Consider the following 26070-nt stretch of genomic DNA (forward strand, 5'->3'; position numbering starts at 1 on the left):
GGAGGAGGCGCCAGCGCAAGACATCGATCGGCAAGTGCGAGGGGTCTCCGCTTGAACGCTTGACGCTTCCCGTGCATTTGTCGATACGGATTTAGAACCACAACCGGAACCTGGGGCCAGGACCTCACCCATGACAGAGCTGATCGAACCGGTTTCCCCGACGCTGACCGAGCAGGCACGTGCCGCGCTGGGCAAGCGCAACCTCGTGCTGATCGGATTGATGGGTGCCGGAAAGTCGGCGATCGGCCGCCTGACGGCGCAGGCCCTCGGCGTTCCCTTCATCGACACCGACCATGAGATCGAGCGCGTTTCGCGCATGTCGATCTCCGATCTCTTCGCTGCCTACGGCGAAGAAGAGTTTCGCGCGCTTGAAACGCGCGTCATCAAGCGGCTCCTGAAAACCGGCCCCCGCGTGGTTTCGACCGGCGGCGGCGCCTACATCAACGACCGAACCCGAAAGCATATCAAGCGCGGCGGCCTGACCTTGTGGCTGAAGGCCGACCTCGATGTCCTCTGGGACCGCGTCAGCAAGCGCGACACGCGCCCGCTCCTGAAGACCGAAAACCCGAGGCAGACGCTCGAAAATCTCATGCACGCCCGCTACCCGATCTATGCCGAGGCGGACCTGGTGGTGCTCTCCCGTGACGTCCGCAAGGAAATCGTGGTGGAAGACGTGCTCGCTGCAATTGCCGGAACCATTCCCGAGAAGTGAAGATGATGAACACCCATGCCCTTCCCGCCGCCCGTACCGTTCGCGTCGAACTGGGCGATCGTTCCTACGACATCCTCATTGGTCCGGGCCTCATCGCCCAGGCAGGCGCTGAGGTCTCGGGCAGGCTGAAGGGCAGAAAGGTAGCCGTCGTCACCGACGAGCACGTGGCGCCCCTCTATCTTGAGCGCTTCATGAACTCGCTGAAGGAGAGCGGCATCGATGCCGTCGCGCAAATCCTTCCTGCCGGCGAGAAGACCAAGAGCTTCGAGCACCTGATCACGGTTTGCGACGGAGTGCTGGCCGCCCGGATCGAGCGAAACGACGCCGTCGTGGCGCTCGGCGGGGGCGTGATCGGCGACCTCACGGGCTTTGCCGCCGGCATCGCGCGCCGCGGATCCCGCTTCATCCAGGTACCGACCTCCCTGCTTGCGCAGGTCGATTCGTCGGTCGGCGGCAAGACCGGCATCAACTCGCCGCACGGCAAGAACCTGATCGGCGTCTTCCACCAGCCCGACCTGGTGCTCGCCGACACCGACGTGCTCGACAGCCTTTCACCGCGCGAATTCCGCGCCGGCTATGCCGAGGTGGCGAAATACGGCCTCATCGACAAGCCCGAATTCTTCGCCTGGCTCGAGAAGCACTGGGAGGATGTCTTCGCCGGGGGCGCGGCCCGTATCGACGCAATCGCCACGAGCTGCCAGGCAAAGGCGGATGTGGTGGCGGCCGACGAACGGGAAAACGGCAGGCGTGCCCTGCTCAATCTCGGCCACACTTTCGGGCACGCGCTCGAGGCCGCCACGAAGTACGACAGTGCCCGCCTCGTTCACGGCGAGGGCGTTGCGATCGGCATGGTGCTCGCCCATCAGTTTTCCGCGCGTATGAACCTGGCGAGCCCCGACGACGCGGTGCGCGTCGAGGCTCATCTGCGCCGGGTCGGCCTGCCCGTCTCCATGGACGAGATCCCCGGCGGCCTGCCACCCGCGGAGGTGCTGATGGACGCCATCGCCCAGGACAAGAAGGTCAAGGGCGGCAAGCTCACCTTCATCCTTACAAGAGGCATCGGCCAGTCCTTCGTGGCGGACGACGTGCCAGCGTCGGAGGTGCTGGGCTTTCTGGAGCAGAAAAGGCCCAAATGACCGGCGAGACCATCATCGCGCTTTTCGCGGAGTACGGACTGATCCTCCTGTCGATCCTCGGACTGATCGTGGCGTCGGCATTTTTCTCCGGTTCCGAGACCGCTTTGACCGCGGCATCACGCGCTCGCATGCATACGCTGGAGAACAATGGCGAGGAGCGGGCCAGCATCGTCAACCGCCTGATCTCGCGACGAGACCGCCTCATCGGGGCCTTGCTGATCGGCAACAATCTCGCCAACATCCTGGCATCCTCGCTCGCAACGAGCCTCTTCCTGCAACTATTCGGCGATTCCGGCGTCGCGATCGCGACCCTCGTGATGACCGTCATTCTCGTGATCTTTTCGGAAGTGCTGCCGAAGAGCTGGGCGATCGCCTCTCCGGACCGCTTCGCCCTCGCCGTATCGCGGATGGTGCGCGCATTCGTCGCCCTCGTCGGACCGCTCTCGACAGGGGTCAACGCCATCGTTCGCTTCCTGCTCGGTCTATTCGGCGTAACGCTCTCCAATGACGTTCCCATGCTTTCCGCGAGCGACGAGCTTCGCGGGGCCGTCGATCTGCTTCACCGCGAAGGATCGGTGGTCAAGGCCGACCGGGATCGCCTTGGCGGCGTTCTTGACCTCGGTGAACTCGAGGTCTCGGACATCATGATCCACCGCACGTCCATGCGCGGGATCAATGCCGACGACCCGCCCGAGGTCGTCGTGAGAGCAGTCCTGGAAAGTCCCTATACGCGGATGCCCCTCTGGCGCGGCGCGACCGACAACATCGTCGGGGTCGTCCACGCCAAGGATCTGCTGCGCGCGCTGGCGGAACCGGACGCCGAGCCGGGAAACATCGATATCACCAGGATCGCCCAGAAGCCCTGGTTCGTCCCGGACACCACCAACCTGAAGGAACAGCTCAACGCCTTCCTTCGCCGCAAGGCACATTTCGCCGTCGTCGTCGACGAATACGGCGAGGTGCAGGGGTGGTCACGCTCGAGGACATCCTGGAGGAAATCGTCGGCGATATCTCGGACGAGCACGACATCGACATGCAGGGCGTGAGGCAGGAAGCCGACGGCTCGATCGTCGTGGACGGCAACGTGCCGATTCGCGATCTCAACCGGGCGCTTGACTGGCAACTGCCCGATGAGGAGGCGACGACGATCGCCGGACTGGTGATCCACGAATCGAAGTCGATTCCGGAGGAACGCCAGGCCTTCACCTTCTATGGCAAGCGCTTCATCGTCATGAAGCGGGTGAAGAACCGCATCACCAAACTGAGAATCCGGCCCGCCGAAGAAGGACCGCCCTCGGTCCCCTAAGCTTCCTCAAGACATCTGCATCGCCCGTCCTCAGCGCGCGCCGGGCTCTCCCGGCGCTGCTGCCTCGATCGCGAGGGCATGCAGGCCCGCATTGAATTCGTCCTTCAGAAGCTCGTTCACCACGCGGTGCCTTGCGACCCGCCCCATCCCGGAAAATGCGGCGGAAACGATGCGCACCCGCATGTGGGTTTCGCCCGCGCCGGAGAAATCCGGTTGGTGCCCGGCATGAAGGTGGCTTTCGTTCACGACTTCGAGGCGCTCTGGCGAAAGGGCTTCCGACAACCTATCTTCTATCCGTGATTTCACAGTCATCGGTATGCCTTTCGGGCCCGGGGCTTGCCCTCGGGCTGAGTAAAATACTCCCAGAAAGCCAGCAACATTCCGCTTTGTCAATTCTTGTTGTGCCCCTCCACGGAGCCCATAATCAGGCCCATGAAACTTGATTCAAAATACTTCGATGGCATCCGGACCCGCCGCCGGGTGGAGCGCCCCGAGCCCATGGCACCCACGTGCCAGTGGGACGGGTGCGAGGAGAACGGCGTTCATCGCGCGCCGGTCGGCCGCAATGCGGAGGGCCAGTTTTTCCTCTTCTGCTTCGAGCACGTGAAGGAATACAACAAGGGCTACAACTACTTCTCCGGCCTTTCGGACAACGAGATCGCCCGCTACCAGAAGGAAGCGATCACCGGGCACCGCCCGACCTGGACGATCGGCGTCAACAAGGCGGCCAAGAACGGTCCCGCCCAGGGACACGTGCGTTCGGGCACGGCAGGCGCCAACCAGCGCATCCGCGATCCCTTCGGGTTCGTTGACCAGAGCCGGGCTCGCGGACCACGGCTGGAACCTCGCACCCGCAAGCTGAAGACCCTGGAAGCCAAGGCCTTCGACACGCTCGGCCTGCACGCGAACGCCACGGCGCAGGACGTCAAGAGCGCCTACAAGAGCCTTGTAAAAAAGCATCATCCCGATGCAAACGGCGGAGACAGGGGTTCGGAAGAACGTTTTCGCGCCGTTATTCAAGCATATCAATTGTTAAAGCAGGCCGGCTTCTGCTAGAGCAGGCGGAGCAGCCAACAGGATTTGAGGCGGGCGCGCGGATGGCGTCCGCTGCGGAGACATGATGACCAAGATGGATCTCGATATTTCCAACCTCCCGGACACCACGGTTTCGGTGCGGGAGGTTTTCGGCATTGACACGGACATTCGGGTGCCGGCCTATTCCAAGCCGGACGCCTATGTGCCCGAACTGGATCCGGACTATCTGTTCGATCGCGACACGACGCTCGCGATCCTGGCCGGTTTTGCCCACAATCGCCGCGTCATGGTGTCCGGCTATCACGGCACCGGCAAGTCGACCCACATCGAGCAGGTCGCCGCGCGTCTGAACTGGCCCTGCGTGCGCGTCAACCTCGACAGCCATGTCAGCCGTATCGATCTGGTCGGCAAGGATGCGATCGTCGTCAAGGACGGGCTCCAGGTCACCGAATTCAAGGACGGCATCCTGCCCTGGGCCTACCAGCACAATGTCGCGCTCGTGTTCGACGAGTATGACGCCGGTCGCCCGGACGTGATGTTCGTGATCCAGCGCGTGCTGGAATCGTCCGGCCGCCTGACGCTTCTCGACCAGAGCCGCGTGATCCGCCCCCATCCCGCCTTCCGCCTGTTTGCGACGGCGAACACTGTCGGCCTCGGCGACACGACGGGCCTCTATCACGGCACCCAGCAGATCAACCAGGCACAGATGGACCGCTGGTCGATCGTCACCGCCCTCAACTACCTGCCGCACGACAACGAGGTGAACATCGTCGCCGCCAAGGTGAAGTCGCTCGCTGGCAGGAAGGATGGACGTGAGACGATCTCGCGGATGGTCCGCGTCGCCGACCTGACCCGCGCCGCCTTCATCAACGGCGACCTTTCCACCGTCATGAGCCCGCGTACGGTCATCACCTGGGCGGAGAACGCCGAGATCTTCGGTGACATTGCGTTCGCATTCCGCGTCACCTTCCTCAACAAGTGTGACGAACTCGAAAGGGCACTCGTTGCCGAGCAGTACCAGCGCGCGTTCGGCGTCGAGCTGAAGGAAAGCGCGGCGAACATCGTGCTGGAGGCGACGGCCTGAGAGCCGGAGAGAATGCATGGCTGCTCGCGGTGACAATATCAGGCCAAGACCCGGCGCGCCGGTTGACGTGGAGCCCTTCCGCAGGGCTCTGACGGGGTGCGTGCGCGCGGTTGCGGGAGATCCGGAAGTCGAGGTCGTCTTCGCAAACGAGCGACCGGGACTGACGGGCGAGCGCATCCGGCTGCCGGAGATTTCCAAGCGGCCGACGCGCGAGGAACTGGCGGTGACCCGCGGCCTCGGCGATTCGATGGCGCTTCGCAAGGCCTGCCACAATGCCCGCGTCCACGCGACCATGTCGCCCCAGGGTGCCGACGCACGCGCCATCTTCGACGCCGTCGAGCAGGCCCGCGTCGAGGCGATCGGCGCGACAAGGATGGCCGGCATGGCCTCCAACCTCAGCTCGATGCTCTCTGAAAAATACGCCAAGGCGAACTTCGGCGCGATCACGCGGCAAGCGGATGCGCCGCTCGAGGAAGCAGTCGCGCTGATCGTTCGCGAGAAGCTGACCGGCGAAAGGCCACCGTCCTCCGCCGGCAAGGTGCTCGACCTCTGGCGCGAGTTCATCGAGGAGAAAGCCGCCACCGACATGGAGGGGCTTTCCGCCGCCATGAACGACCAGCAGGCCTTTGCCCGGGTCGTACGCAAGATGCTCTCGTCGATGAACGTCGCCGAGCAGTATGGCGAGGACGAGACCGAACCGGACGACCAGGACACCGAGACGGACGAGGACCAGCCGCGCAGCAACGAGGAGGACGACAGCACCTCCGAGGAGGAAGCCGGCGACGATACGGCACCCGCCGAAGAGAACGAGACCTCCCAGGAGGAAATGGACGAAGGCGAGATGGATGGCGCGGAGATATCCGACGACGATCTCACCGACGACGACAGCGATGATTCCGAGACGCCCGGCGAAGTGCGGCGCCCGAACAATCCCTTCACGGATTTCAACGACAAGGTCGACTATTCCGTCTTCACCGAAGAGTTCGACGAGACGATCATGGCCGAGGAGCTCTGCGACGAAGCAGAGCTGGACCGGTTGCGAGCGTTCCTCGACAAGCAGCTCGCCCATCTGCAGGGCGCTGTCGGCCGGCTTGCGAACCGCCTGCAGCGCCGCCTGATGGCGCAACAGAACCGGTCCTGGGAGTTCGACCTCGAGGAAGGCTACCTCGACAGCGCGCGCCTGCAACGCATCATCATCGACCCGATGCAGCCGCTTTCGTTCAAGCGCGAGAAGGATACGAACTTCCGCGACACGGTCGTCACGCTGCTGATCGACAATTCCGGCTCGATGCGCGGCAGGCCGATCACGGTTGCCGCCACCTGCGCCGACATCCTTGCCCGCACGCTCGAGCGGTGCGGCGTCAAGGTCGAGATCCTGGGCTTCACCACGAAGGCCTGGAAGGGCGGACAATCGCGCGAGACCTGGCTCGCGAGCGGCAAGCCGCAGACACCGGGCCGGCTCAACGACCTGCGCCACATCATATACAAATCCGCCGACGCGCCCTGGCGGCGGGCCCGGCGCAATCTTGGCCTGATGATGCGCGAGGGATTGCTCAAGGAGAACATCGACGGTGAGGCGCTGATCTGGGCGCACAACCGGCTCCTCGGACGCCCGGAGCAGCGTCGGATCCTGATGATGATCTCCGACGGGGCCCCGGTCGACGACTCGACTCTTTCCGTCAATCCCGGCAACTACCTTGAACGGCACCTTCGCGCCGTCATCGAGCAGATCGAGACACGTTCCCCCGTCGAACTGCTGGCGATCGGCATCGGGCACGACGTGACGCGCTACTACCGCCGCGCTGTGACGATCGTCGACGCCGACGAACTTGCGGGCGCCATGACCGAACAGCTTGCATCGCTCTTCGCGGACGAAAGCATGAGCCCGAGAGCAGGACGAACCCGGCGTGCAAGCTGATCCGCATTCCCACGGCGAGCAGCGATTGCGCAGATCCTGCAGGCGCAGGTCAGCGTCGAAGCTGCTTACGGCAGTTGCGGCGGTCGCCACCCTCGCCCTGTCCTGTTCCGGTATCGCCCGCGCGGGTCCGATCGACGTTCCTGTCGACAGCAGGACGATCACCGCATTCGCGATCGGCTCCCCTGCCCGCGTCTTCGACAAGCTCGAATTCGTCGGTGGCATCACCTATTCCTCGAACAACGCGCTGCTTGGTGCTGTCTCCTCGATCCGGTTCCGTCCGGACGGCACGCACTTCGTCGCGGTTCTCGACACCGGCCACTGGCTGACGGGGCGCATTGAGCGCGACGAAGGCGGAGCGCTCTCGGGTCTCGCGGACGTGCGGATTTCTCCCATGCTCGATGCGAAAGGCCAGGAGTCCAAGGTCAAGTACGAAGTGGACGCGGAAGGGCTTGCGCTCGCCGAGGGCAAGGCGCTGGTGAGCTACGAGCAGTTTCACCGCATCATGGCCTATCCGGACCCGGGCTTCGAGACGTCCGGGCCGAGCGGTTTACTGCCATTGCCGTATCCAACGCGGGAGCTGCGAAGCAACAGGGGTTTCGAGACGCTTGCCATGTCGCCCGAGCATGGACCGCTAGGCGCCGTCCCCGTAATCGTCGCCGAACGCAGCCTCGACGATGCCGGCAACATGCTGGCCGCCATCCTCGACGGCCCGATGCAGGGCAAGTTCAGCGTCGTTCGCCACGATCCCTACGACGTCACCGATGGCGCGTTCCTGCCAAACGGCGACCTGCTGCTCCTCGAGCGGCGGTTCCGGCTTTCGGACGGCGTCGGAATGCGCATCCGCAGGATCGCCGCCGATGACATCAAGCCGGGCGCCGTGGTCGACGGAGAAGTGTTGCTCGACGCCGACATGAGCCACCAGATCGACAACATGGAAGGCATGGACATCGTTGCCATGCCCGACGGCGACGTGCACATCATCGTGGTGTCCGACGACAACCACTCGATCCTGCAGCGCAACCTGATGCTGGAATTCCGCTTCGCCGGCCTCGACTGACGTCGGTCAGGCTGAAAGCGCCCTGAGCTTCACCGCCGCCCGGCCCACATCCTCCAGCCAATGGTCTCGGATACCCATTTCTCGCAGGTGGTCGAGCGTGCTGGTGACATAGTCGATGTTCGCACCGGACCTGCCTGTCGCACGGCTGACGGTCTCGGCCGCCTCCTCTATGCCGAGCGATCCCGCATACTGCTGGTGCTCGCGGTCGATGACATAGGTCACCGCCGTGACCCTGCGTCCATCGGCAAGCGAGGCCAGCAGATTGCGCTCCTTGTAGACGTGGGTGACGAGTTCGCGCTCGCGCAGATAGTCGACGACGGCCGCGCTTCGCTCCGGCAGGACACGGAAAGCCATTCCCCTGCACGACCCGCCCCTGTCCAGGCCGAGGACGAGGCCGGGGCTTTCCTGCGTGCCCCGATGCACCCAGGAGCGCACGCAGAGCGAGCGCCTGAAACCGTAGAGATGGGCCTGCTGCCGTTCCTCGAATTCGAACCCCGGATTCCACATCAGGGATCCGTAGCCAAACACCCAAAATTCGTCCATATCCACGCCGCTTACCTCGAAGACCGAAAAGCTGCCGCATTTCCGGTCATTCTCCGGAGCACAGGCAAATCAAGCGCCCACCATTGGAGAACATCATGGCATCGTCAAGCCACGCCGTTCAGCGAGGCAGCGCCCGTAAGATACGGGCCCTCGCGATTGGCGTGCTCCTCTTCGTTGTGCTCTATTGCGCGGCCTGGTTTTATGGCGCGAACCGGCTCTCGACCTTCCTCGGTGACCGCATGAGCGCACTGGACAACGGTCGTTTCTCGGTGTCCTGCCAGGATCTCGACGTCCGCGGCTTTCCCTTCCGCGTCGGCGTTTTCTGCAATTCGGTCGACATCGACGACAGGACGTCCGGTACTTCCGCGACCCTTGGCGCGCTGCGATCGGCGGCGCAGGTCTACAGGCCCGGGCATGCGGTCGTGGAGGTCGACGGGCCTGCGCAGATCCGCGTCTCGCCCGATCTTTCGCTCACGGCCGACTGGGCGCTCCTGCGCGCAAGCGGCGTCGCATGGCGGGATGGATTGCAGCGCGCATCGCTTGCCTATGACGAAATGAAGGGCAAGCTCAGCGCACCTTCGGCAGGCGGATCGGCGCGCTTCGTCATTCGCCACGGCGAGATGCATATGCGCCAGAATGGCGAGGCGCTCGACGTGGCCCTGTCGGTCAACGGCCTGTCCCTCGAACTCGAGGGCAGCATGCTTCCCGTGGTCGACGTTGCGGCCGACGCGACGCTCGACGGGGCAAGCTCCTGGATTTCCAGCGAGGGGATGCCACCGAACGCCCCCCGCGGCCTGAAGGGCGCTCTCCACGGCGTCTCGCTCGACTTCGGCGATGGGCACACCGCATCGCTCTCGGGACCGTTCTCGATCGACGACGACGGCGAGCTTTCAGGAAATTTCGATCTCGTCATCCACGGCATCGACGTCTGGAGGGATTCAGTCTCGCGCTCCTTCCCCGAAATGGCGGGAACGACATCAGGCATAGCGGAAATGATCAAGGGACTCTCGGAGGACGGGCAGAATGCGACGGTGAAGCTCACCGTCAACAAGGGAACCGTCTATCTGGGCGTGATCCCGATCGCCTTCCTGGAGAGCTTCTGACGATCTGTTGCCGGAAATCGCTTCGGCAAGCGGCCGTGCAGAGGGACTGTATCAGCCCTTGGACGGATCGGCGGGACGGCCGAAGTTCGGCGCCGCCGTATCCTGCCCCGCATCGATGATCGACCGGCGGATCGCGCGGGTGCGGGTGAAGAGGTCGAAGAGCTTCTCGCCATCGCCCCAGCGGATCGCGCGCTGCAGATAGGCGAGATCCTCGGAGAAGCGGGCGAGCATCTCCAGAATTGCCTCCTTGTTGTGAAGGCAAACGTCCCGCCACATGGTCGGGTCGGAGGCGGCGAGACGGGTGAAGTCGCGGAAGCCGGACGCCGAATACTTGATGACTTCCGACTCCGTCACCGTCTCCAGGTCGTCGGCGGTGCCGACGATGTTGTAGGCGATGATGTGGGGCAGGTGCGAGACGATGGCCAGCACCTTGTCGTGGTGGGCGGTATCCATCTCGTCCACTTTCGAGCCCAGCGTCTCCCAGAACGTGGTGAGCTTCTTCTTGGCCGCCTTGTCGGTGCCCGGTACAGGCGTGAGAATGCACCAGCGGCCGCGAAACAGCTCCGGAAAGCCCGCGTCCGGCCCCGAGTGCTCCGTGCCGGCCAGCGGATGGCCGGGAATGAAGTGCACGTTCTTCGGCATGTGCGGCAGCATCTGCGCCACGACCGACGCCTTGGTCGATCCGACGTCCGTGACGATGGCGCCCGGCTTCAGGTGGGGTGCGATCTCGCGAGCGACGTCGCCGGACGCACCGACGGGGACGGACACGATGACCAGATCCGCGTCCTGCACGGCTTCTCCAGCGTCGAGCGTGTAATCCGTGCCGAGCTCGAGTTCCCTTGCGCGATCGAGCGTCTTCTGGCTGCGCGTGGACACGGTCACGGAACCGGCGATCCCGAGGTTCTTGACGGCGCGGGCGATCGATGAGCCGATCAGGCCGATGCCGATCAGGGTGATTTTGTCGAATTGACGATCTGACATGCCGCGCGTTCCATGATGAATAGTCGCCGCCGGGTCCGCTTCAAACATGTACGGCACCCGGTCGTTCCCGGAGGTTTCAGCAGCACTTACCGGTGAAGCTGTGGATTGTCGAGGCCCTGGGTCGGTGCCGCCGACTTGGCATGCTTGCGCGTGGTGGGGACGCCGTGACCTGCAAGGACCGGAACGAAGACGCGCCGAGATGCCCTGACCGCGACCGGCAGGCCCTGATAGAGGCGCTTCTGTGCCTCGACGACGATGACGCCCGCGAACATCGGCCAGAGCATCCGCCCGAGCCGCTCGAATATGCCGCGCAGCTTGAGCACGCTCCTGAGTTTCGAAGGCGGGAAGAACAGAGCGTCCGCATAGGCGCCGGGCGTGAAGTTTGTTTCCCGCAGGAGTGCGGTGAGCTGCCGCCTGGAATAGGGCCGTCCCGATCCGAACGGTGTGTGCTCCATTCGTGCCCACACGCCGCGACGGTTCGGGACCACGATGACGAGGCGACCACCGGGCGCCAGCACCCGCCAGAGCTCCTTCATGGTTTCCCGCGGGTTTTCCGCATATTCCAGCGAATGTACCATGAGGATGCGGTCTATCGATGCATCCGGCAGCGGCAGTTCCTCGTCGAAGACCAGCGCCGTGGACGACAGCTCGCCCGGCGGCCAGTTCACCGCGCCCTGGCCGGCCGGCATGAAGGCAAACGTCCGCTCTGTATCCTCGCGAAAGCGCTCGAGATAGGGGATCGCATAGCCGAGGCCGATCAGCCGCTCTTCCGGGAGACGGGCCCAGATCGAGGAGAGCGCCATCGTGATCGAATGGCTCGCAAGTCGCCCGAGCTGTGAATGATAGAATTCGCGGAGATCGACAATATCGGCGTGCATGGGTGTGATGTTAGCGATGGGCGGATGGACTTCAAGGCCGGAACCCTTACATTCCCGCCGAACGAAAGAAACTGAAGGGAGATCCGACCATGGCCGCGCTTGAGATCGAGCTGTTCAACTGCCGCAGTGACAATTTCGGCGTGCTGTTGCACGATCCGGTGACAGGCGCAACGGCGAGTATCGATGCGCCCGAGGAGAAGCCGATACTCGACGCGCTTGCCCAGCGCGGGTGGCACCTGAGCCACATCCTGACTACCCATCATCACGGCGATCACGTTGAGGCAAACCTCGCGCTGAAGGAGCGCTTCGGCGTCACGATCATCGGCCCGGCCCGGGAATCGCCGCGCATTCCGGGCATCGACCGCGGCGTCGACGAAGGAGACAGCTTCGATTTCGCCGGCCATCCGGTGGAGGTGATCTCGACACCGGGCCATACGGCCGGTCACATCTGCTTTCATTTTCCCGAGGACAACCTGCTGTTTGCGGCCGATACGCTCTTTGCGCTCGGCTGCGGGCGTCTTTTCGAGGGAACGCCCGCCGAGATGTGGAACTCGCTCTCGAAGCTCGCACGCCTGCCCGAGGAAACCGAGGTCTACTTCGGCCATGAATATACCCTCTCCAACGCCCGCTTCGCGGTGACAGTCGATCCGGAAAACGCCGAACTCGCTCAGCGCGCCGCGGAGATCGAGAAGCTGCGTGCGGCGGGCAGGCCCACGGCACCGACGACGATCGGGCTCGAGAAGAGAACCAATCCGTTCCTGCGCGCCGCCGATCCCGCGATCCGCAAGCACCTCGGGATAGAGACGGCAAGCGACGCGGAAGTTTTCGGCGAGATCCGCGCCCGCAAGGATCGCTTCTGATGACTCCGGCCGAGATCATCGAGGCGCTGGGCATGCAGCGACATCCTGAAGGCGGCTCGTACGTTCAGACGTTCCGCGACGCAGCCGGAGGATCGCGCGGTCACTCCACCGCGATCTACTACCTTCTCGAGAAGGGCGAGCGCTCCCACTGGCATCGGGTGCGGGATGCCGCCGAGGTCTGGCACTACTATGCCGGTGGGCCACTGGCGCTTTCGATTTCCGAGGACGGCATCACGGCGGAAACGAAGACGCTCGGCCCCGACCTTGCCGCGGGCGAGCGCCCCCAGATGCTGGTTCCCGCCAACTGGTGGCAGTCGGCCGAACCGCTCGGCGAATGGACCCTCGTCGGATGCACGGTCGCGCCGGGGTTCGACTTCGCTTCATTCGAGATGGCGGAACCGGGCTGGGAGCCCGGCCCGACCTGCTGAGGGCAGAGCGCGGCTTTTGCCCGGATCGGTGCGTCAGGCGCCTTCTGCGGCCCGTTGCCGGCCCCGTCGGAAGATCATTTCGTTGGCGGCGAGCACGGCGCCTCCCGTCACGAGCAAGCACGCCGCCGCAATGCGCCACGAGGGTTCCGCGAAGCCCGCGAGAATGAGGATCAGGGTCGACAGAAGCGGTGCTGCATAGCTTGCAGCTCCGAGGATCTGGATGTCACCATTCTTGACCCCGAAATCCCAGGCGTAGAAAGCGGCTCCGACAGGCAGCAGGCCGAGACCCAGTACGGCGAGCCACTCGAAAGCGGACCCGGGCCAGACGGTCGTCTCGAGCCCAAGATGGCAGAAAAGCGACAGCACCGATGTGACAAGGCAAAAGCCGGTAACGACATCGGTGGATACCGCCTCGAATCGGCGCGTGAGCAGCGAATAGCCCGACCACGTGAAGGCACAGAGGAACGCTGCTCCATAACCGATCGCATACTCACCATCGAAGGCGACGCCGTTGCGCCCGACGATCAGCACCGTGCCCGCAAGGCCCGCAAGCGCTCCGGCGATGTGATACCAGCGCAACCGCTCTCCGGGCAGGAGCGCCGAGCCAACGACGATCAACAGCGGCCAGAGATAGGCGATCAGCCCCGCCTCAACCGCCGGAGCGTTCCGGAGCGCGGTGAAATAAAGGAAGTGATAGCCGAAAAGGCCGGCGATACCGACGATCCAGACCTTGGCCGGCTGCCGGAGCAAGGCCAGTCGTTGCGGTCTTGCTGCGAGCACCAGGATACCGGGGATGCTGCCGATGAAGAAGCAGATCGCCGAAAGCTGGAACGGCGGCATCTTGCCCGACGCGGCCGTGAAAAGGGCAAGCAGGGACCACATGAGAATTGCGGAAAAGCCGATCAGCGTCGCGCGAAATTTCACGTTCGATCATCCTCGAAAGGGAAGGGAGAACTAGCCGCCGAAGCGGGTGGCCGATACGGTCACCGGCCCGTATTTGGTAGGAATACGCACGAAGACGGGAGCGTAGACATTGGCGGTGTCCGCTTTGGCGAACCAGATTTCCATGGTCTTCAACTGACGCAGATACTCCACATCGAGGCGCCCCTTGCGGTAGCCGGACTTCGGCACGAAACGAATGCCGCAGACGATGACCTCGCCCTCGAAGCCCTTGGTCGAGAAGGATCGCGTGCCCTTCGCCACAAGCTTGATGTCCATCCGCGACTCGCCGTCGAAGATCGGCAGCGTCTTGGGGCAGACCCGCGTGCCCGCCGGAATGATCAGTCCCGAGATAGGATCAAGGACGGAGCGCATGTCACTCTTCGTCACCGGCACCCAGTTCTTCGTGCGCCTGCGTTGGGGCTGCATCTGGGCCGAAACGACATTGCCGTTGTCGAAGGTTACATCGATCTTGCGACCTCGCTTGCCGCTCTGGTAGACGACGGAATAGGTCTGCGCGCGCAGCTTGTCGCGGGCAATCGTGCCGGAAACGGAAGTTGTTCCGCGCGTGCTCGAAAGAATGTCTGCGAGGCCGGCCGAACTCATCCGGCCATGGATGGAATAGCGACTTCCGGAGAACTCGGATCGGAATGTTGCGACAGCGACCGGCAGGCCCGCGAGCCTTATGCTGTAATCGGTAACGTGCTCGACTTCGGCAGCGAACGCCGGAACACTGCCGCCCGACAGCATGAGCGGCATTGCGACGGCTGCAATCCAACTCCGCCAGTTCATTCGCACCACGCTCCTCTGCACGCCTTGGCGTATAAATTCATTGAGGCGATTATACGCCGTTTGCGCGGGGCGACAGCAGGTAATCTCGAGCCGCCCGCACGCGTCGCGCGCTCCGCGCACGACTTGTCTTTTGGCCGCAAATCAGCGCATTTTGCAACAGAATTCCCGTCAGGCCCAAGGTTTGGCTTGACGTGCCTGCGCGGTATGACTATAGAACCGCAACTTTCCAATAAGGCCAGACGGACTGCGGCCGGGCACGGCACTGGAATCGTATTGTCCGAAACCGAAGAAGAATAGGTGTATCCATGTCCCGTAGTTGCGAATTGACCGGCAAGGGCGTCCAGTCGGGCAACAATGTGAGCCACGCAAACAACAAGACCAAGCGTAGGTTCCTGCCGAACCTCTGCAATGTCACGTTGATCTCCGACTCGCTCGGCCAGCGTTTCCGTCTTCGCGTTTCTGCGGCTGCACTGCGTTCCGTTGAACATCGCGGCGGTCTCGATGCCTTCCTGCTGAAGGCAAACGAGAACGAACTGTCGATGCGCGCACGTCTGCTGCGTCGCCAGATCGTCAAGAAGACGGCTGCTGCCGCCTGATTTCAGGCCGGTAACCACTATAACAGCTTGAAGGCTTGACCGGACCGCCGGTCAGGCCTTTTGGTTTGTTCTATCGATTATCACTCCAACTGGTGGCATCACCCAGGATAAAAAAATGCAGGCGAACCGCATTACGTTTTTCTACGTCCTCCTGATGACGCTCGTCGTCGTCTCCTCCAATATCCTCGTCCAGTATCCGCTTTCCGGAACCCTTTTCGGCATAAGCCTGGGCGATCTGCTGACCTATGGCGCCTTCACCTATCCGGTCGCCTTCCTGGTCACCGACCTCACGAACCGTCAGTTCGGACCGAAGATCGCCCGTCGCGTCGTGGTGGCCGGCTTCGCCGTCGCTGTCCTCTTCTCCTTCGCGGTCGCGTCGCCGCGTATCGCGATTGCCTCGGGCTCGGCCTTCCTGGCGGGCCAGCTCCTCGACATCTCCGTGTTCAACAAGCTCCGCCGACAGACCTGGTGGCGGGCACCGCTGATCGCCTCGCTGATCGGCTCGGCGCTCGATACGCTGATGTTCTTCTCCTTTGCCTTCGCGCCCTTCTTCTCCTTCTTCGGTCCGAACGACGATTTCGCGATCGGATCGGCTCCGATCTTCGGCGTCCTTGCCGCAGAAGCGCCGCGCTGGATCTCCTGGGCACTCGGGGACTTTACGGTGAAGGTGCTGGTGGGCATCGTCATGCTCCTGCCCTACGGCGCTCTGATGAGCGTCCTGAAGCCGATGCCGGGCGTGGAAAAGACGGCCTGACGGCAGCACAACGCCTCTCATGAAAACGGCCGCCGCGGAGAAATCCGCGGCGGCCGTTTCTGTTTGTCCTGCCGGTGGCTTGAGCCTCGGCGCTACTCGGCCCTGCCCTGCAGCTCGGCAATGCGCTCGGCCGCCATCGGCGGCAGCGGGAGCTTCGGATTGTCCTTCGCCGTTTCGACGAGCAGCTTGTCGCTCGCCGATTCCATGACCTCGACGAGATGCGCCAGGAAATCATCGGGATCCATGCCCGGAGCGATGGGAGGCAGGACACGGACCTTGAAGTGCCCCGGATAGCGCAGGAACTTGCGGCGCGGCCAGAAGAGGCCCGGATGCATGACGACGGGGACCACGGGAACGTCGAGATCGCGATAGAGGCGGGCGATACCGTATTTGTATTCCGGAGGGGCTCCGGGCGGGCGACGCGTGCCTTCAGGATAGATGATGAGCTGTCGGCCGCGCCTGAGCTCCGCCTTGGTTCGGTTCATCACCTCGGCCATGACCTTGCCCCGCGCACCGCGGTTGACGGGAACCATCCGCTGCTTGAGCAGGTACCAGCCGAACAGCGGTATCCACGTCAACTCGCGCTTCAGGATGTAGAAGGGATCGTCCAGCCACGGCAGCAGCGCATAGGCATCCCAGAAGGACTGGTGCTTGGGTGCGAAGATGTAGCTGCCTTTCGGGATGTTTTCGAGACCTTCGATCTCGAACGTCGTCCCGACCACCTTTTCGAAAAGCCAGTGATTGGTGCGGACCCAGTTCTTTGGAACTGCATAGGCCTTCTTCCGCGGCAGCAGGAAGTAGACCGGGGTCAGCACGACCATTTGCATGATCAGGTTCAGGTAGAAAAGGAAATTGAACAGCAGAGAACGGAAGACGATCATCAAGCAGGCTTTCATCGAGAGCGGCAACGCTGCCTACACGATTATTTCGCCATCGAAAACTCCCCGCCGTCGTTCTCTTGCGCCCGATTATCCAGGGCCACGTCGCCGCGAAGTCCTTTCGATGAACCGGCGCCTGCCATATCGCGCAGCGTGGCGGCCGTATACTTGATGTACTCCGAAATCATCGGCCTCACGACGGCCCGCTTGGCCAGCCAATAGCCGCTCTTGAGATCCGCGCTGACGACGGGATAGGAAATGAATTCCGTCCGGTTGTCGCTGCGCTTCAGTTCCAGGAGGCTGCGCGGCATATGATAGTTGTTGGTGACCACGAGTATGCTGCGGTAGCCGTGATCGCTGATCCACCGCGCGGTTTCGTTTGCATTACCGATTGTGTCGATCGCGTCGTGGCCGATATCGACGCAGCATTCGAAGAGCGTCGAGGAGCTCTGGTTAAGCTTGCGGATCTGGTTGCCGCTTGTCGTCGGATGGACGCCGGAGATGAGCAGCCGCTGGCCGGCGCCGGATTTCAGAAGCTCGAGCCCCTGGCCGATCCGCTGGGCACTCCCCGTCAGCACGACGATGGCATCCGCCTTCGGGTGGATCGGAGGCTGGAGCGCCGCGACCTGGTCGGCGAAGCGAAGAAAGCCGACAAAGGCTACCGCGGAGACAACGGCGAGTGCGAGGATGACATAGCGCACAACGCGGCGTGCCGGGCGCGAAGACCTGGTTGCCTTTTCGCCCTCGCAAACCATGGGCCCGCTCACGAGCTCCGCGTCAGCCTGGTTACCCGCTTTCATCGAATCTCCATAAACCGAGATTGCGGCATTGAGTAGTCCGGATAACGCCTTTCCCCTTGTCAGGCATTCGGGACCGAATCCGTGCGCGCCGGATCGGAACGGATAAGATCGATTTCGTAAATCGTCCGCATCACCGTGAAGCGGGCGGTCAGCGTCGTCAACGCCGCGATGATGAGCATGGTTCCGATGATCCCGAGATAGCCGGTGATGCCGATCGCGAAGGTTCCGAAGAGTGCGGTCGCCTGATCGCTCTGGGGTGTTGCCAGCGAATGGCTCTGCCAGATGCCGGCGGCCGCGAAGCAGAGCGCGGCGAGCGCTCCTCCCGCAAACGAACCCTTGAGGCTGATTTTGAGGAAATGCTTCTGGAACTCGGAGGCGACGAAGCCCGCCTCGGCACCGACGAAGTGCAGAACCTCCACGATGTGCCGGTTTCCGGAAAGCGCACCCCGCGTCGCGAAGATGACTGTCAGCACCATCGCCGAGAAGACAAGGACGAGGACGGCGGTGCCGATCAGCGCGGTCGTCCTCGCCATGGCGACCAGTCGATCGACCCATGTGCGATGGTCGTCAAGGAAGGCCTGCGGGATCTTCTCGGCGAGCGTCTTGCGCATTTCCGCGAAGTCCGGCGGGTTCTGTTCGTCGATCGTGATGATGACGAGGCGCGGCACGGGCAGCTCGTCGAGATCCAGCCCCTCCCCGAGCCACGGCTCCAGCAGGCGGGCGGTCGCCGCCCGGTCCATGATCTGGCCGTCCTTGGTACCGTTGAAGGTCAGCGCCAGGTCGCGGGCGTCGCGCAGCGCCTTCTCCATGTCGATGGTGTCGTCAGGCTTTATCTGGATGGTGATCTCGCGGGAGATCTGGCTTTGCCAGCTTGCCGCCGTCGCCCGCACCATGGTGACGGCGCCGAAGGTCAGGCAGGCGAGGAAGGCCATGATCGCGATGACGAGCATCAGCGCATTGCCGGACACATTGGCCGGAGGCACGATCGGTCCGATCGGCCGCACGCGCATTTCCGGCCGCCGCCCCGACGTCCCGCTCCGGTTTTGATCGCGCCCTTCGTCAGTCATAGATGTCCAGCCGTCCCTGGGAAAGAATCATGCGCCTCGCCTCCACCTGATCCATCAGCGACAGATCGTGCGTGGCGATGACGACAGCCGTGCCGAGCCGGTTCAGCTCGAGGAAGAGGCTCAGCAGACGCCGGGCCATCGGCGGGTCGACGTTGCCGGTGGGCTCGTCGGCAAGGAGGATCTCGGGCCGATCGATCAGCGCGCGCGCAATCGCGGCACGCTGCTTCTCACCACCGGAAAGCACGGGCGGAAGCACGTTGATTCGCTCACCGAGCCCGACCCATTTCAGAAGTTCGAGCACGTCCGCCCGATAGCTCGATTCTTCCTTGCCCCGCACACGCAGCGGCAGCGCGACGTTTTCGTACGTGGTCAGGTGTTCGAGCAGACGAAAGTCCTGGAAGACGATGCCGATCCGGCGTCGGAGCATCGGCAGTTCGTCGCGCGGGATCGTGGAGACCTCGCGGTCGAAGGTGCGGATGATTCCCCGCGTCGGTTTCAGCGAAAGAAGCAGAAGCCGCAGCAGCGTCGTCTTTCCCGCCCCGGACGGGCCGGTCAAGAACTGAAAGGAGCGTACAGGTATGTCGAAGGTAAGATCGCGGAGAATCTCCGGACCCATTCCATATCTCAAGCCGACGTTTTCGAAGTGAATCAATGGTCAACCCAGTTCAACGAGCAGGAATCCGTCCGTATCGGCCCACCAACTATCGCAGGCGGATCGCACAGGAAAAAGGCCCTTGTGGGACGGATTTCCGAAGCATTAACCAATATGGTTTACGTTTGGTAAGGATTTGATTCAATGCCCGACTTTTCGCAGTCGGTCATGCCAGGCAGTCGCCATGCGCAGGAGGAAAGAGCCATGAGCGCGTTCCGATCTAAACAGTTCAGGACAGCAGGCACAATCGATCTCCTTCCACCCGAATCCTCGGCCGGAACCCGCGGGTCGACGTTCGTCAGGCGCAAGCCCGAGATTGTCGATGCCGACTTCGTGGTCGTTGAATGGGAACCCGGCTTGCGAACCGGTCGTGCTCCCAACGACAACGCCAAGACCCGGGCTCGTTTCCACGCCCAGGAGGCACGACGCGACGCGCGGCTTTCGCCCGCCCTCCGCCTGCTTCTTTCAGCGATTCCCGCCGCAGCGCGGCTCGGCGAGCGGGTCCTCCGGCTACTGCCGGCACGCGCTTTTGCCACCGCCGTGGCGCTTTCGTTCCTCTCGATCTTCACCGCGACCGGCGGCTTTGCAGCGCTTTACGAAGCCATCGGTTCAACCAACGAGCAGCAGCCAATCACGATCACGGGTGTCACGACATCGCTGGATGATCGCAATGGCATGAAGGTTCTTTCCGTCTACGGAACGGTCGAGAACCGCGATCTCGTGGCGCATGCAGTCCCCGATATCGTGGTGGACGTGATTTCGGGCGGATATCTTACGAGCCAGCGGATCGCGCCCGAGGATGCCACCTTGCCGGCCGGCGCGAGCAATCATTTCGCGCTAAAAGCCCCGCATTCGGGCGGAAAACTGCCGAAAGTCTCGGTTTCGTTCGCTCCTGTGGGTGCAGCCACGGAATGAGTGTGATATGCGCTTTGCCAAACCCCGCGGCATGGCGAAACATCACCGTTCGGCCGCATGAGCCATAACGGGAATCCTATGCCAATGCAGGTCGTACGCGGAAAGAGAATCCGGACCCTCTATAGTCCTGAGCAGATTGCGCAGCGCAACAACGAACTCGCAGCCCAAATCAAGGGAGGACCGATCCAGGACCTGCTCGTGATCTCGGTGCTGAAAGGCTCGTTCATCTTCGCCGCCGACCTCATTCGCGCAATGCACGCCACGGGACTTGCTCCCGAGGTCGAGTTCATCACCCTGTCCAGTTACGGGAAAGGCACGGTGTCGCAGGGCGTGAAGATCATCAAGGACATCGACAGTGATGTCCACGGCCGGGATATCCTGCTGATCGATGACATCCTCGAATCCGGCCGTACGCTGCGTTTCGCAAAGGAGCTGATGTACGAGCGCGGCGCACGCCACGTCACCATCGCGGTGTTGCTCGACAAGCGGGTGAAGCGCCAGACGGAGCTCGAGGCCGACTACGTCGGATTCGAATGCCCGGACTACTTCGTCGTGGGCTACGGCATGGACGTGGCCTATGCATTCCGCGAGCTGCCCTTCGTCGGCGTCGTCGAGGGCGACGACGAGTAATCCTCGTTTGCGGCACACTCACCTTTCACGTTTACCGATCGCAAAGGAAACTCTGGTCTTTTGTGGGCGCGGCCGGTTCGAGAGAGCACGGTCGCGACCGGATGAGCCGGTCGGTGCGCATGCCCCTTGCCACGGAATGATCCACTGGGAAGGATGATGCGCTGTTTTTCGACTGCTGCTGCAGCTCCGACCAAAAGGCGGGCGTGGCAAAAGGGGGAGCGATGGCGAGAATACTGATCACCGAAGACGAAGATTCCCTGCGCATCTTCGTGGCACGAGCCCTGAGGCTCGACGGCCACGAGACGGTCGAGGCGGCCGACGGAGCCGCTGGACTGGAAGCGCTCGGCACGGGCGGATTCGACCTGCTGCTCTCCGATATCCGCATGCCGGTCATGGACGGCATCGAACTGGCGCACAAGGCGTCAAATGCCTATCCCGGCCTCAAGATCCTGTTGATGACCGGCTATGCGGAGCAGCGCGAGCGTGCCGACGATCTGGCGACGAAGATTGTCGACGTCGTGAGCAAACCCTTCACCCTGCCCGATATCCGCTCCGCGGTCGCTCACGCGCTGGCGGCCTGAACGCCGGCGTAATCTTGATGATGGATGCGCGCGACTAAGCCTGGATCAGCAGTGATCCATGCCCCCCGCGGCAAGCGTCGCGCAATTCGTCAGTGGATACCGAGCAGCCGCTCCAGGTAGTCGCGCTCCAGTCCGGGAGTGATGCCGGTGCCGAGGCGCCGGCGGATCTCTTCGAGGATCTCGCGGGCGCGCTGGATATCGATTTCCTCGGGAACTTTTGTCGGGCCGCCGAAATCCGGACCTTCGCTGCTGGTCTGGCGTTCGCGCCCGAGCGGATCGCGGCCATTGCGGCCGGCCTGCGGCAGGCCTTCGCCTTCACCCTGTCCCTGGCCCATCGCCTGCATCTGGCTCATCATGTCCTGTGCGCCCTGGCGAAGCGCCTCGAGCGCCCTGCCCTGGCTGCCGACGGCGGGTTCGCCCTGGCCCTTGCCGAGCGATTCGGACGCTCCCTTCATTTCGCGGCCGGCATCGCCGAAGCCCTTGCCAGGCTTGATGCCCATACCCTTCAGGGCCTGTTCCAGTTGGCTGAGCTGTTTGCCAAGGGCGTCCTGCTGGGCCTTCAGATCCTTCAGCGCCTGCCGCAATTCATCGGCAGTCATCTCGTCTGCAGGTGACTGCTGCGCCTCGCCCTGCTGTTGCTCATTGCCCCGGTCACCCGGCTGCTGGTCGAACAGCTCCTGGTCCTGCCCATCGAGCGGGTCGCCGCGCTGCATGCGGTCGCGCAGGGCCTGATCATACTTGAACGTCTGGTCCATCAGCTGCTGCTGCTGCTGCATCAACTCGCCGAGCTTGTCCATCTGCTGGCGCATCGCATCCGATTGCTGGCCCTGCTGGGGTCTGCGGCCCGCCTGCAGGTTGTTCAGCATCCGCTGCATCTGCGACAGGAGTTCGCGCGCCTCGTCCTTGGAACCCGACCGCGCCAGGTTTTCGATCTGGTCCATCATCCGCTGCAGATCCTGCTGGCGCAGCACCTGGCCCTGTTGCTGGGCATTCTCCTGCATCTGGCCGTTCTTGGCGGCCTGGCGCGCCAGTTCCTCCAGATAGGCCTGCATCGCCTCGCGCAGTTCCTTCATCAGCTTGGCGATTTCCTCGTCGGACGCATTGCGTTCCAGGGCGTCGGAGAGCGCCTTCTGTGCATCCCTGAGGCGTCTGTCCGCGAGCGAGAGGTTTCCGTCCTCGATGCCCAGCGCGATCTCCCAGAGATAGTCGGCGGTCTCACGCATCTGGTCGTCGTTTCGAGCCATGCGCATGCGTTCCTGCGCCGACTTCAAGAGCAGGAAATGCGTGAGGCTCGGGATAGTCTCCTCCGGCCGAATGAGCAGGGCCTCATTCAGCGCGATGGCGCGGGGAAGCTGATTCGCGTCGAGCGCCATGACCTGCCGCTGCTCGGCGACTGCAGCGGCGAGCGGTTCGAAGAAATTCTTGGCGGGAAGCCGGATGACCTGAGGCTGGCTACGGCCCTCCTGTCCTGCAGCGTCCCGCGCAACGAGCGTGATGCGCACCATCTTGCCGGAAAGCGGATGTTCCGAAAGGTTGCGGCTCGTCGTTCCCTTGGCCGTGCGGGCACTGCGGCGCGGCAGATCGAGACGGTACTCCGGCGGCGGATAGAGCGGCCGTGCATCCTTGGCGGGAACATCGACTGGCACAATTTCGGCGAAGGCCTCCTGAACGCCGTAATCGTCCTTGGCGATGAAGCTGATTTCCAGGGCCGCAGCGACGGTCTTGCGCGGGATTCCGTCGAATGCGATCTCAGGCACCCGATCGGGAATGACGGAGAACGTCCACTTCCGGCCATCGATCAAAAGCTCGCCTCCGCGGACGATCTTGTAGTCGAGCGTCTGGGCAGGCACCTGCCCCGGAGGCGTGGCACTGGCCGCGACCGTCGTCTCGGCGGCGGCTTTCTTGTCCGTCGACTCGGCCTGCGTCTTGTCCTTGGACCGCAGCACGGTCGGAGAGGTCTCGCCTTCCGGCTGGAAGCTCGCCACGTCGTCACCGGAGCCGCCGGTTATGCGGATGGTCAGCTCGCTGAACTGCGGCACCCGCACGACTTCACCTTCAGTCTCGGCACCTCCCGTGAGAAACACCGGCGCGCGGCCCGTGTGCACGGGCGGCGTCACCCAGGCGTCAATCCGGATGTCGGGCTTTTCCTCGGCGGGAACCTGAAGAACGAACGCATCGGACAGAAGTCCGCCGCGGTTCGAATAGGAGAACGCGAAAGCGATTGCCACCAGGAGCACGGGTACCGCGCGTATCCCAAGCCGATCGTGCCGCGCAATGTCGGGCCGGGGCCATCCGGTGTGCAGCGCCCCGATCATGCGGGCCATGCGGGCCTGATGCTCTTTCCAGAGAGCCACCGCAAAGGAGTCCGCGGCAACCGGCCTGTCCTCCTGGACGCGGATGGCCTGGTGAGCGAGCGCATTGCGGCTTTCGAGCATGCGGTAGGCGTCATCCGCCGTCGGCCACGACAGACCTCTCAGACGAGAGGCAAGCACCAGGAAAGCAATGACGAAGCCGGCGAGAACTCCCAGATGCAGCCAGGCCGCGGAATATCTGAAGAGGCCGAACCACGTGACGGCGAGGAACGTGAGCACCAGTAGCAGGATGGGAAGGAGCCGCGGCACGAGGGCTTCGGCAAAGAGCACCGCCTGTGCGGCAACGCGCTTTGCCCTGATGCGGCGGGAGACGCTTCTGCCAGCGCCGCCGTCCTTCTGAAGCCTGCCTTTATCGACCGCCATCAAGCCTCGTTCCCGTTTGGATCACGCCTTGGCCGACTGCGGTGCCAGGCGCCCGTGCAATGGAAGATAACACTCTTTGTGGCGAAGACGAGAGCGAACGCAAAAACGTGATCGCCCATCCGGCGAAAGCCGGGGGCGATCCACTGCTATGCACCGGCCTGTTTCGCGGGACAGACGTCAGGCGAGCCAGTCGGGGATGGAATCGAGGCCGATGATATCGTCGTAGGTAGGCCGCGGGCGAATCACGTGGGACGAGCGTCCCTTCACCAGCACTTCCGGAATAAGCAGGCGCGTGTTGTAGGTTCCGGCCTGTACGGCCCCGTAAGCGCCGGCCGAACCGACCGCGATCAGATCGCCGGGCTTCGGCATGGCCATCTCGCGGTCGAGCGCCAGATAGTCGCCGGTCTCGCAGACCGGGCCCACCACGTCCGCCGTGATGCGCGGCGCGCTTGCGGCCGAAATCTTTACCGGCATGATTTCGTGCCAGGCTTCATAGAGCGTCGGCCGGATGAGATCGTTCATGGCGGCATCGACGATGACGAAGGTCTTTTCCCCGCCATCCTTCACATAGATCACTTCCGTGACCAGAATGCCCGCGTTTCCGACGATCAAACGGCCCGGCTCGGTCACGATCTTGCAGTCGAGGCCGCGCAGTTGCTCCTTGACGATCTCGGCGTAGGCATCGGGGAGCGGCGGCGGTGAATTGTCGGTCTTGTAGGGGATACCGAGACCGCCGCCCACGTCGACGTGGTCGATCGTATGCCCGTCGGAACGAAGCGTCGTCACGAGTTCCCTGAGGAGCTTGAACGCATCCTCGAACGGTTGCAGCTCGGTGATCTGGCTGCCGATATGCATGTCGATGCCGGTGATCTTGATGCCCGGCAGCGTGGCCGCGTGCGCGTATACGGCGCGCGCGCGCTCCCAGGAGATACCGAACTTGTTCTCCTTCTTGCCGGTCGAGATCTTCGCGTGGGTTCGCGCGTCGACATCCGGATTGATGCGGAAGGACACATGCGCCTGCTTGCCGAGCTTGACCGCGCGGGCGTTGAGTATCTCGAGCTCCGGCTCCGATTCCACATTGAAGCAGTAGATGCCGGCTTCCAGGCCGAGATCCATCTCCCTCGGCGTCTTTCCGACGCCGGAGAACATGATTCGGGAAGCCGGTACGCCGGCTGCGAGCGCGCGGCGAAGCTCCCCTTCGGAGACGACGTCGATACCGGCGCCCAGCCGCGCCAGCGTCTTCAGGACCGCCTGGTTGGAATTCGCCTTCATGGCATAGCAGACCATTGCGTCCACGCCGTCGAAAGCCTTCGAGAAGACCTTGTAGTGACGCTCCAGCGTCGCGGTGGAATAGCAATAGAAAGGCGTTCCGACCGCCTTGGCGATTTCCGGAACGGGAACGTCCTCGGCGTAGAGAATGCCGTCTCGATGCTCGAAATGATTCACTGTCAAATTCCGTCAGAGAAGGGGGTCGAGAAAGAATGGCCTGTCTTCGACCGGCTGCTTCTTGTTTTTCGACATGCCGCTGTCCTGCTTGGCAAGGGGTGCGCGTCCCGGAGGCTCCAGGTCGCCCTTGCGCCCGCAGCCCGCGACGAGGACGCCCATGAGCGCCAGCGCGAGCGTCAGTCTGCCGATGTCTTTCAGTATCATGCGTGCGTTCCCGGATTGCGGCCAGATGCCGAGCGATCGA

Annotated in this window: 27 protein-coding genes and 1 pseudogene; 15 read left to right on the forward strand and 13 right to left on the reverse strand. The window is 63.3% G+C overall.

Annotation, left to right across the window (positions count from 1 at the left end; translation table 11 throughout):
* Positions 1-130: 130 nt before the first annotated feature.
* From F3Y30_RS01360 to F3Y30_RS01370, 3 genes and pseudogenes are all read left to right on the forward strand, one after another.
* Complete coding sequence (locus F3Y30_RS01360; protein WP_203424804.1) at positions 131-712, forward strand: shikimate kinase; 582 nt, start codon at positions 131-133, stop codon at positions 710-712.
* Positions 713-717: 5 nt separating this feature from the next.
* Complete coding sequence (aroB, locus tag F3Y30_RS01365; protein WP_203426439.1) at positions 718-1848, forward strand: 3-dehydroquinate synthase; 1131 nt, start codon at positions 718-720, stop codon at positions 1846-1848.
* Positions 1845-3154 (forward strand): annotated as a pseudogene (locus F3Y30_RS01370) (HlyC/CorC family transporter). Before aroB ends, F3Y30_RS01370 begins: the two are co-directional and overlap by 4 nt.
* Positions 3155-3184: 30 nt before the next feature.
* On the opposite strand, the gene F3Y30_RS01375 reads toward F3Y30_RS01370, so the two are convergent.
* Positions 3185-3466 (reverse strand): BolA family protein, encoded by a 282-nt coding sequence (locus F3Y30_RS01375; protein WP_203424805.1) that lies wholly within the window; start codon positions 3464-3466, stop codon positions 3185-3187.
* Positions 3467-3577: 111 nt separating this feature from the next.
* Between F3Y30_RS01375 and F3Y30_RS01380 the strand changes: the two genes are divergently transcribed.
* The 4 genes from F3Y30_RS01380 to F3Y30_RS01395 all read left to right on the forward strand — a co-directional run bounded on the left by F3Y30_RS01380 (position 3578) and on the right by F3Y30_RS01395 (position 8248).
* Positions 3578-4210 carry a J domain-containing protein gene (locus F3Y30_RS01380; protein ID WP_203426440.1) on the forward strand — a complete coding sequence of 211 codons (633 nt, stop codon included), beginning with the start codon at positions 3578-3580 and terminating at the stop codon, positions 4208-4210.
* 64 nt (positions 4211-4274) lie between these two features.
* Complete coding sequence (gene cobS / locus F3Y30_RS01385; protein ID WP_203424806.1) at positions 4275-5273, forward strand: cobaltochelatase subunit CobS; 999 nt, start codon at positions 4275-4277, stop codon at positions 5271-5273.
* A gap of 16 nt (positions 5274-5289) precedes the next feature.
* The gene (cobT, locus tag F3Y30_RS01390) at positions 5290-7191 is read left to right on the forward strand and encodes a cobaltochelatase subunit CobT (RefSeq protein ID WP_203424807.1); all 1902 of its coding nucleotides are present in this window, start codon (positions 5290-5292) and stop codon (positions 7189-7191) included.
* Positions 7192-7288: 97 nt separating this feature from the next.
* A complete protein-coding gene (locus F3Y30_RS01395) occupies positions 7289-8248 on the forward strand; it encodes an esterase-like activity of phytase family protein (protein ID WP_246752934.1) in 960 nt (319 codons plus the stop codon).
* Between the two features lie 6 nt (positions 8249-8254).
* Here the strand turns inward: F3Y30_RS01395 and F3Y30_RS01400 are convergent, their stop codons facing one another.
* Complete coding sequence (locus tag F3Y30_RS01400) at positions 8255-8791, reverse strand: gamma-glutamylcyclotransferase (protein ID WP_203426442.1); 537 nt, start codon at positions 8789-8791, stop codon at positions 8255-8257.
* Between the two features lie 95 nt (positions 8792-8886).
* Here F3Y30_RS01400 and F3Y30_RS01405 point away from each other — a divergent pair, with 95 nt between their 5' ends.
* Positions 8887-9894, forward strand: a complete 1008-nt coding sequence (locus tag F3Y30_RS01405; RefSeq protein WP_203424808.1) for a DUF2125 domain-containing protein — start codon at positions 8887-8889, stop codon at positions 9892-9894.
* A 51-nt stretch (positions 9895-9945) separates the two neighbouring features.
* On the opposite strand, the gene F3Y30_RS01410 is transcribed toward F3Y30_RS01405, so the two are convergent.
* Positions 9946-10875: a prephenate/arogenate dehydrogenase family protein gene (locus F3Y30_RS01410; protein WP_203424809.1), complete on the reverse strand. Its 930-nt coding sequence runs from the start codon at positions 10873-10875 to the stop codon at positions 9946-9948.
* 86 nt (positions 10876-10961) lie between these two features.
* A complete protein-coding gene (locus F3Y30_RS01415) occupies positions 10962-11753 on the reverse strand; it encodes a class I SAM-dependent methyltransferase (protein WP_203424810.1) in 792 nt (263 codons plus the stop codon).
* Between the two features lie 89 nt (positions 11754-11842).
* Here F3Y30_RS01415 and gloB point away from each other — a divergent pair, with 89 nt between their 5' ends.
* Both gloB and F3Y30_RS01425 read left to right on the forward strand, forming a co-directional pair.
* Entirely contained in the window at positions 11843-12613 is a 771-nt protein-coding gene (gloB, locus tag F3Y30_RS01420) for a hydroxyacylglutathione hydrolase (RefSeq protein ID WP_203424811.1), read from the forward strand.
* Positions 12613-13041 carry a cupin domain-containing protein gene (locus tag F3Y30_RS01425; RefSeq protein ID WP_203424812.1) on the forward strand — a complete coding sequence of 143 codons (429 nt, stop codon included), beginning with the start codon at positions 12613-12615 and terminating at the stop codon, positions 13039-13041. Before gloB ends, F3Y30_RS01425 begins: the two co-directional genes overlap by 1 nt.
* A gap of 33 nt (positions 13042-13074) precedes the next feature.
* Here F3Y30_RS01425 and F3Y30_RS01430 read toward each other — a convergent pair whose 3' ends face one another.
* Both F3Y30_RS01430 and F3Y30_RS01435 read right to left on the reverse strand, forming a co-directional pair.
* On the reverse strand, positions 13075-13965 hold the full coding sequence (locus tag F3Y30_RS01430; protein WP_203424813.1) for an EamA family transporter: 891 nt from the start codon (positions 13963-13965) through the stop codon (positions 13075-13077).
* A gap of 30 nt (positions 13966-13995) precedes the next feature.
* A complete protein-coding gene (locus tag F3Y30_RS01435; protein ID WP_246752935.1) occupies positions 13996-14739 on the reverse strand; it encodes a DUF3108 domain-containing protein in 744 nt (247 codons plus the stop codon).
* Positions 14740-15077: 338 nt separating this feature from the next.
* Here F3Y30_RS01435 and rpmB point away from each other — a divergent pair, with 338 nt between their 5' ends.
* On the forward strand, positions 15078-15368 hold the full coding sequence (rpmB, locus tag F3Y30_RS01440; protein ID WP_203424815.1) for a 50S ribosomal protein L28: 291 nt from the start codon (positions 15078-15080) through the stop codon (positions 15366-15368).
* Between the two features lie 115 nt (positions 15369-15483).
* Entirely contained in the window at positions 15484-16122 is a 639-nt protein-coding gene (locus F3Y30_RS01445) for a VUT family protein (protein WP_203424816.1), read from the forward strand.
* Between the two features lie 92 nt (positions 16123-16214).
* Here the strand turns inward: F3Y30_RS01445 and F3Y30_RS01450 are convergent, their stop codons facing one another.
* Genes F3Y30_RS01450 through ftsE form a run of 4 tightly spaced genes read right to left on the reverse strand, consistent with a single transcriptional unit; the run spans position 16215 to position 19519 of the window.
* A complete protein-coding gene (locus F3Y30_RS01450; RefSeq protein ID WP_203424817.1) occupies positions 16215-17003 on the reverse strand; it encodes a 1-acyl-sn-glycerol-3-phosphate acyltransferase in 789 nt (262 codons plus the stop codon).
* 41 nt (positions 17004-17044) lie between these two features.
* Positions 17045-17800, reverse strand: a complete 756-nt coding sequence (locus F3Y30_RS01455; protein WP_246752841.1) for a YdcF family protein — start codon at positions 17798-17800, stop codon at positions 17045-17047.
* 59 nt (positions 17801-17859) lie between these two features.
* Positions 17860-18867: an ABC transporter permease gene (locus F3Y30_RS01460; protein WP_203424818.1), complete on the reverse strand. Its 1008-nt coding sequence runs from the start codon at positions 18865-18867 to the stop codon at positions 17860-17862.
* Entirely contained in the window at positions 18860-19519 is a 660-nt protein-coding gene (gene ftsE / locus F3Y30_RS01465) for a cell division ATP-binding protein FtsE (protein WP_203424819.1), read from the reverse strand. Before ftsE ends, F3Y30_RS01460 begins: the two co-directional genes overlap by 8 nt.
* A gap of 204 nt (positions 19520-19723) precedes the next feature.
* On the opposite strand from ftsE, the gene F3Y30_RS01470 reads away from it, so the two are divergent.
* The 3 genes from F3Y30_RS01470 to F3Y30_RS01480 all read left to right on the forward strand — a co-directional run bounded on the left by F3Y30_RS01470 (position 19724) and on the right by F3Y30_RS01480 (position 21645).
* Entirely contained in the window at positions 19724-20434 is a 711-nt protein-coding gene (locus F3Y30_RS01470; RefSeq protein ID WP_203424820.1) for a hypothetical protein, read from the forward strand.
* 84 nt (positions 20435-20518) lie between these two features.
* The gene (gene hpt / locus F3Y30_RS01475) at positions 20519-21064 is read left to right on the forward strand and encodes a hypoxanthine phosphoribosyltransferase (RefSeq protein WP_203424821.1); all 546 of its coding nucleotides are present in this window, start codon (positions 20519-20521) and stop codon (positions 21062-21064) included.
* A gap of 221 nt (positions 21065-21285) precedes the next feature.
* Positions 21286-21645, forward strand: coding sequence for a response regulator (locus tag F3Y30_RS01480; RefSeq protein WP_203424822.1), 360 nt, complete (start codon positions 21286-21288; stop codon positions 21643-21645).
* 89 nt (positions 21646-21734) lie between these two features.
* Here the strand turns inward: F3Y30_RS01480 and F3Y30_RS01485 are convergent, their stop codons facing one another.
* The 3 genes from F3Y30_RS01485 to F3Y30_RS01495 all read right to left on the reverse strand — a co-directional run bounded on the left by F3Y30_RS01485 (position 21735) and on the right by F3Y30_RS01495 (position 26030).
* The gene (locus tag F3Y30_RS01485; RefSeq protein ID WP_203424823.1) at positions 21735-24380 is read right to left on the reverse strand and encodes a TIGR02302 family protein; all 2646 of its coding nucleotides are present in this window, start codon (positions 24378-24380) and stop codon (positions 21735-21737) included.
* 177 nt (positions 24381-24557) lie between these two features.
* Complete coding sequence (lysA, locus tag F3Y30_RS01490) at positions 24558-25826, reverse strand: diaminopimelate decarboxylase (RefSeq protein ID WP_203424824.1); 1269 nt, start codon at positions 25824-25826, stop codon at positions 24558-24560.
* Positions 25827-25838: 12 nt separating this feature from the next.
* Positions 25839-26030, reverse strand: a complete 192-nt coding sequence (locus F3Y30_RS01495) for a lipoprotein (protein WP_203424825.1) — start codon at positions 26028-26030, stop codon at positions 25839-25841.
* Positions 26031-26070: the final 40 nt, after the last annotated feature.

Origin of the sequence: Sinorhizobium sp. BG8 (assembly GCF_016864555.1) — a bacterium.
In the GTDB taxonomy this organism is placed as follows: Bacteria; Pseudomonadota; Alphaproteobacteria; order Rhizobiales; family Rhizobiaceae; genus BG8.

Coding starts and splice junctions, on each gene's coding strand:
- F3Y30_RS01360 (WP_203424804.1), top strand. CDS start 131: ATGACAGAGCTGATCGAACCGGTTTCCCCGACGCTGACCGAGCAGGCA.
- aroB (WP_203426439.1), top strand. CDS start 718: ATGAACACCCATGCCCTTCCCGCCGCCCGTACCGTTCGCGTCGAACTG.
- F3Y30_RS01375 (WP_203424805.1), bottom strand. CDS start 3,466: ATGACTGTGAAATCACGGATAGAAGATAGGTTGTCGGAAGCCCTTTCG.
- cobS (WP_203424806.1), top strand. CDS start 4,275: ATGACCAAGATGGATCTCGATATTTCCAACCTCCCGGACACCACGGTT.
- cobT (WP_203424807.1), top strand. CDS start 5,290: ATGGCTGCTCGCGGTGACAATATCAGGCCAAGACCCGGCGCGCCGGTT.
- F3Y30_RS01400 (WP_203426442.1), bottom strand. CDS start 8,791: ATGGACGAATTTTGGGTGTTTGGCTACGGATCCCTGATGTGGAATCCG.
- F3Y30_RS01405 (WP_203424808.1), top strand. CDS start 8,887: ATGGCATCGTCAAGCCACGCCGTTCAGCGAGGCAGCGCCCGTAAGATA.
- F3Y30_RS01410 (WP_203424809.1), bottom strand. CDS start 10,875: ATGTCAGATCGTCAATTCGACAAAATCACCCTGATCGGCATCGGCCTG.
- F3Y30_RS01415 (WP_203424810.1), bottom strand. CDS start 11,753: ATGCACGCCGATATTGTCGATCTCCGCGAATTCTATCATTCACAGCTC.
- gloB (WP_203424811.1), top strand. CDS start 11,843: ATGGCCGCGCTTGAGATCGAGCTGTTCAACTGCCGCAGTGACAATTTC.
- F3Y30_RS01425 (WP_203424812.1), top strand. CDS start 12,613: ATGACTCCGGCCGAGATCATCGAGGCGCTGGGCATGCAGCGACATCCT.
- F3Y30_RS01435 (WP_246752935.1), bottom strand. CDS start 14,739: ATGCCGCTCATGCTGTCGGGCGGCAGTGTTCCGGCGTTCGCTGCCGAA.
- rpmB (WP_203424815.1), top strand. CDS start 15,078: ATGTCCCGTAGTTGCGAATTGACCGGCAAGGGCGTCCAGTCGGGCAAC.
- F3Y30_RS01445 (WP_203424816.1), top strand. CDS start 15,484: ATGCAGGCGAACCGCATTACGTTTTTCTACGTCCTCCTGATGACGCTC.
- F3Y30_RS01450 (WP_203424817.1), bottom strand. CDS start 17,003: ATGATCGTCTTCCGTTCTCTGCTGTTCAATTTCCTTTTCTACCTGAAC.
- F3Y30_RS01455 (WP_246752841.1), bottom strand. CDS start 17,800: ATGAAAGCGGGTAACCAGGCTGACGCGGAGCTCGTGAGCGGGCCCATG.
- F3Y30_RS01460 (WP_203424818.1), bottom strand. CDS start 18,867: ATGACTGACGAAGGGCGCGATCAAAACCGGAGCGGGACGTCGGGGCGG.
- F3Y30_RS01470 (WP_203424820.1), top strand. CDS start 19,724: ATGAGCGCGTTCCGATCTAAACAGTTCAGGACAGCAGGCACAATCGAT.
- hpt (WP_203424821.1), top strand. CDS start 20,519: ATGCAGGTCGTACGCGGAAAGAGAATCCGGACCCTCTATAGTCCTGAG.
- F3Y30_RS01480 (WP_203424822.1), top strand. CDS start 21,286: ATGGCGAGAATACTGATCACCGAAGACGAAGATTCCCTGCGCATCTTC.
- F3Y30_RS01485 (WP_203424823.1), bottom strand. CDS start 24,380: ATGGCGGTCGATAAAGGCAGGCTTCAGAAGGACGGCGGCGCTGGCAGA.
- F3Y30_RS01495 (WP_203424825.1), bottom strand. CDS start 26,030: ATGATACTGAAAGACATCGGCAGACTGACGCTCGCGCTGGCGCTCATG.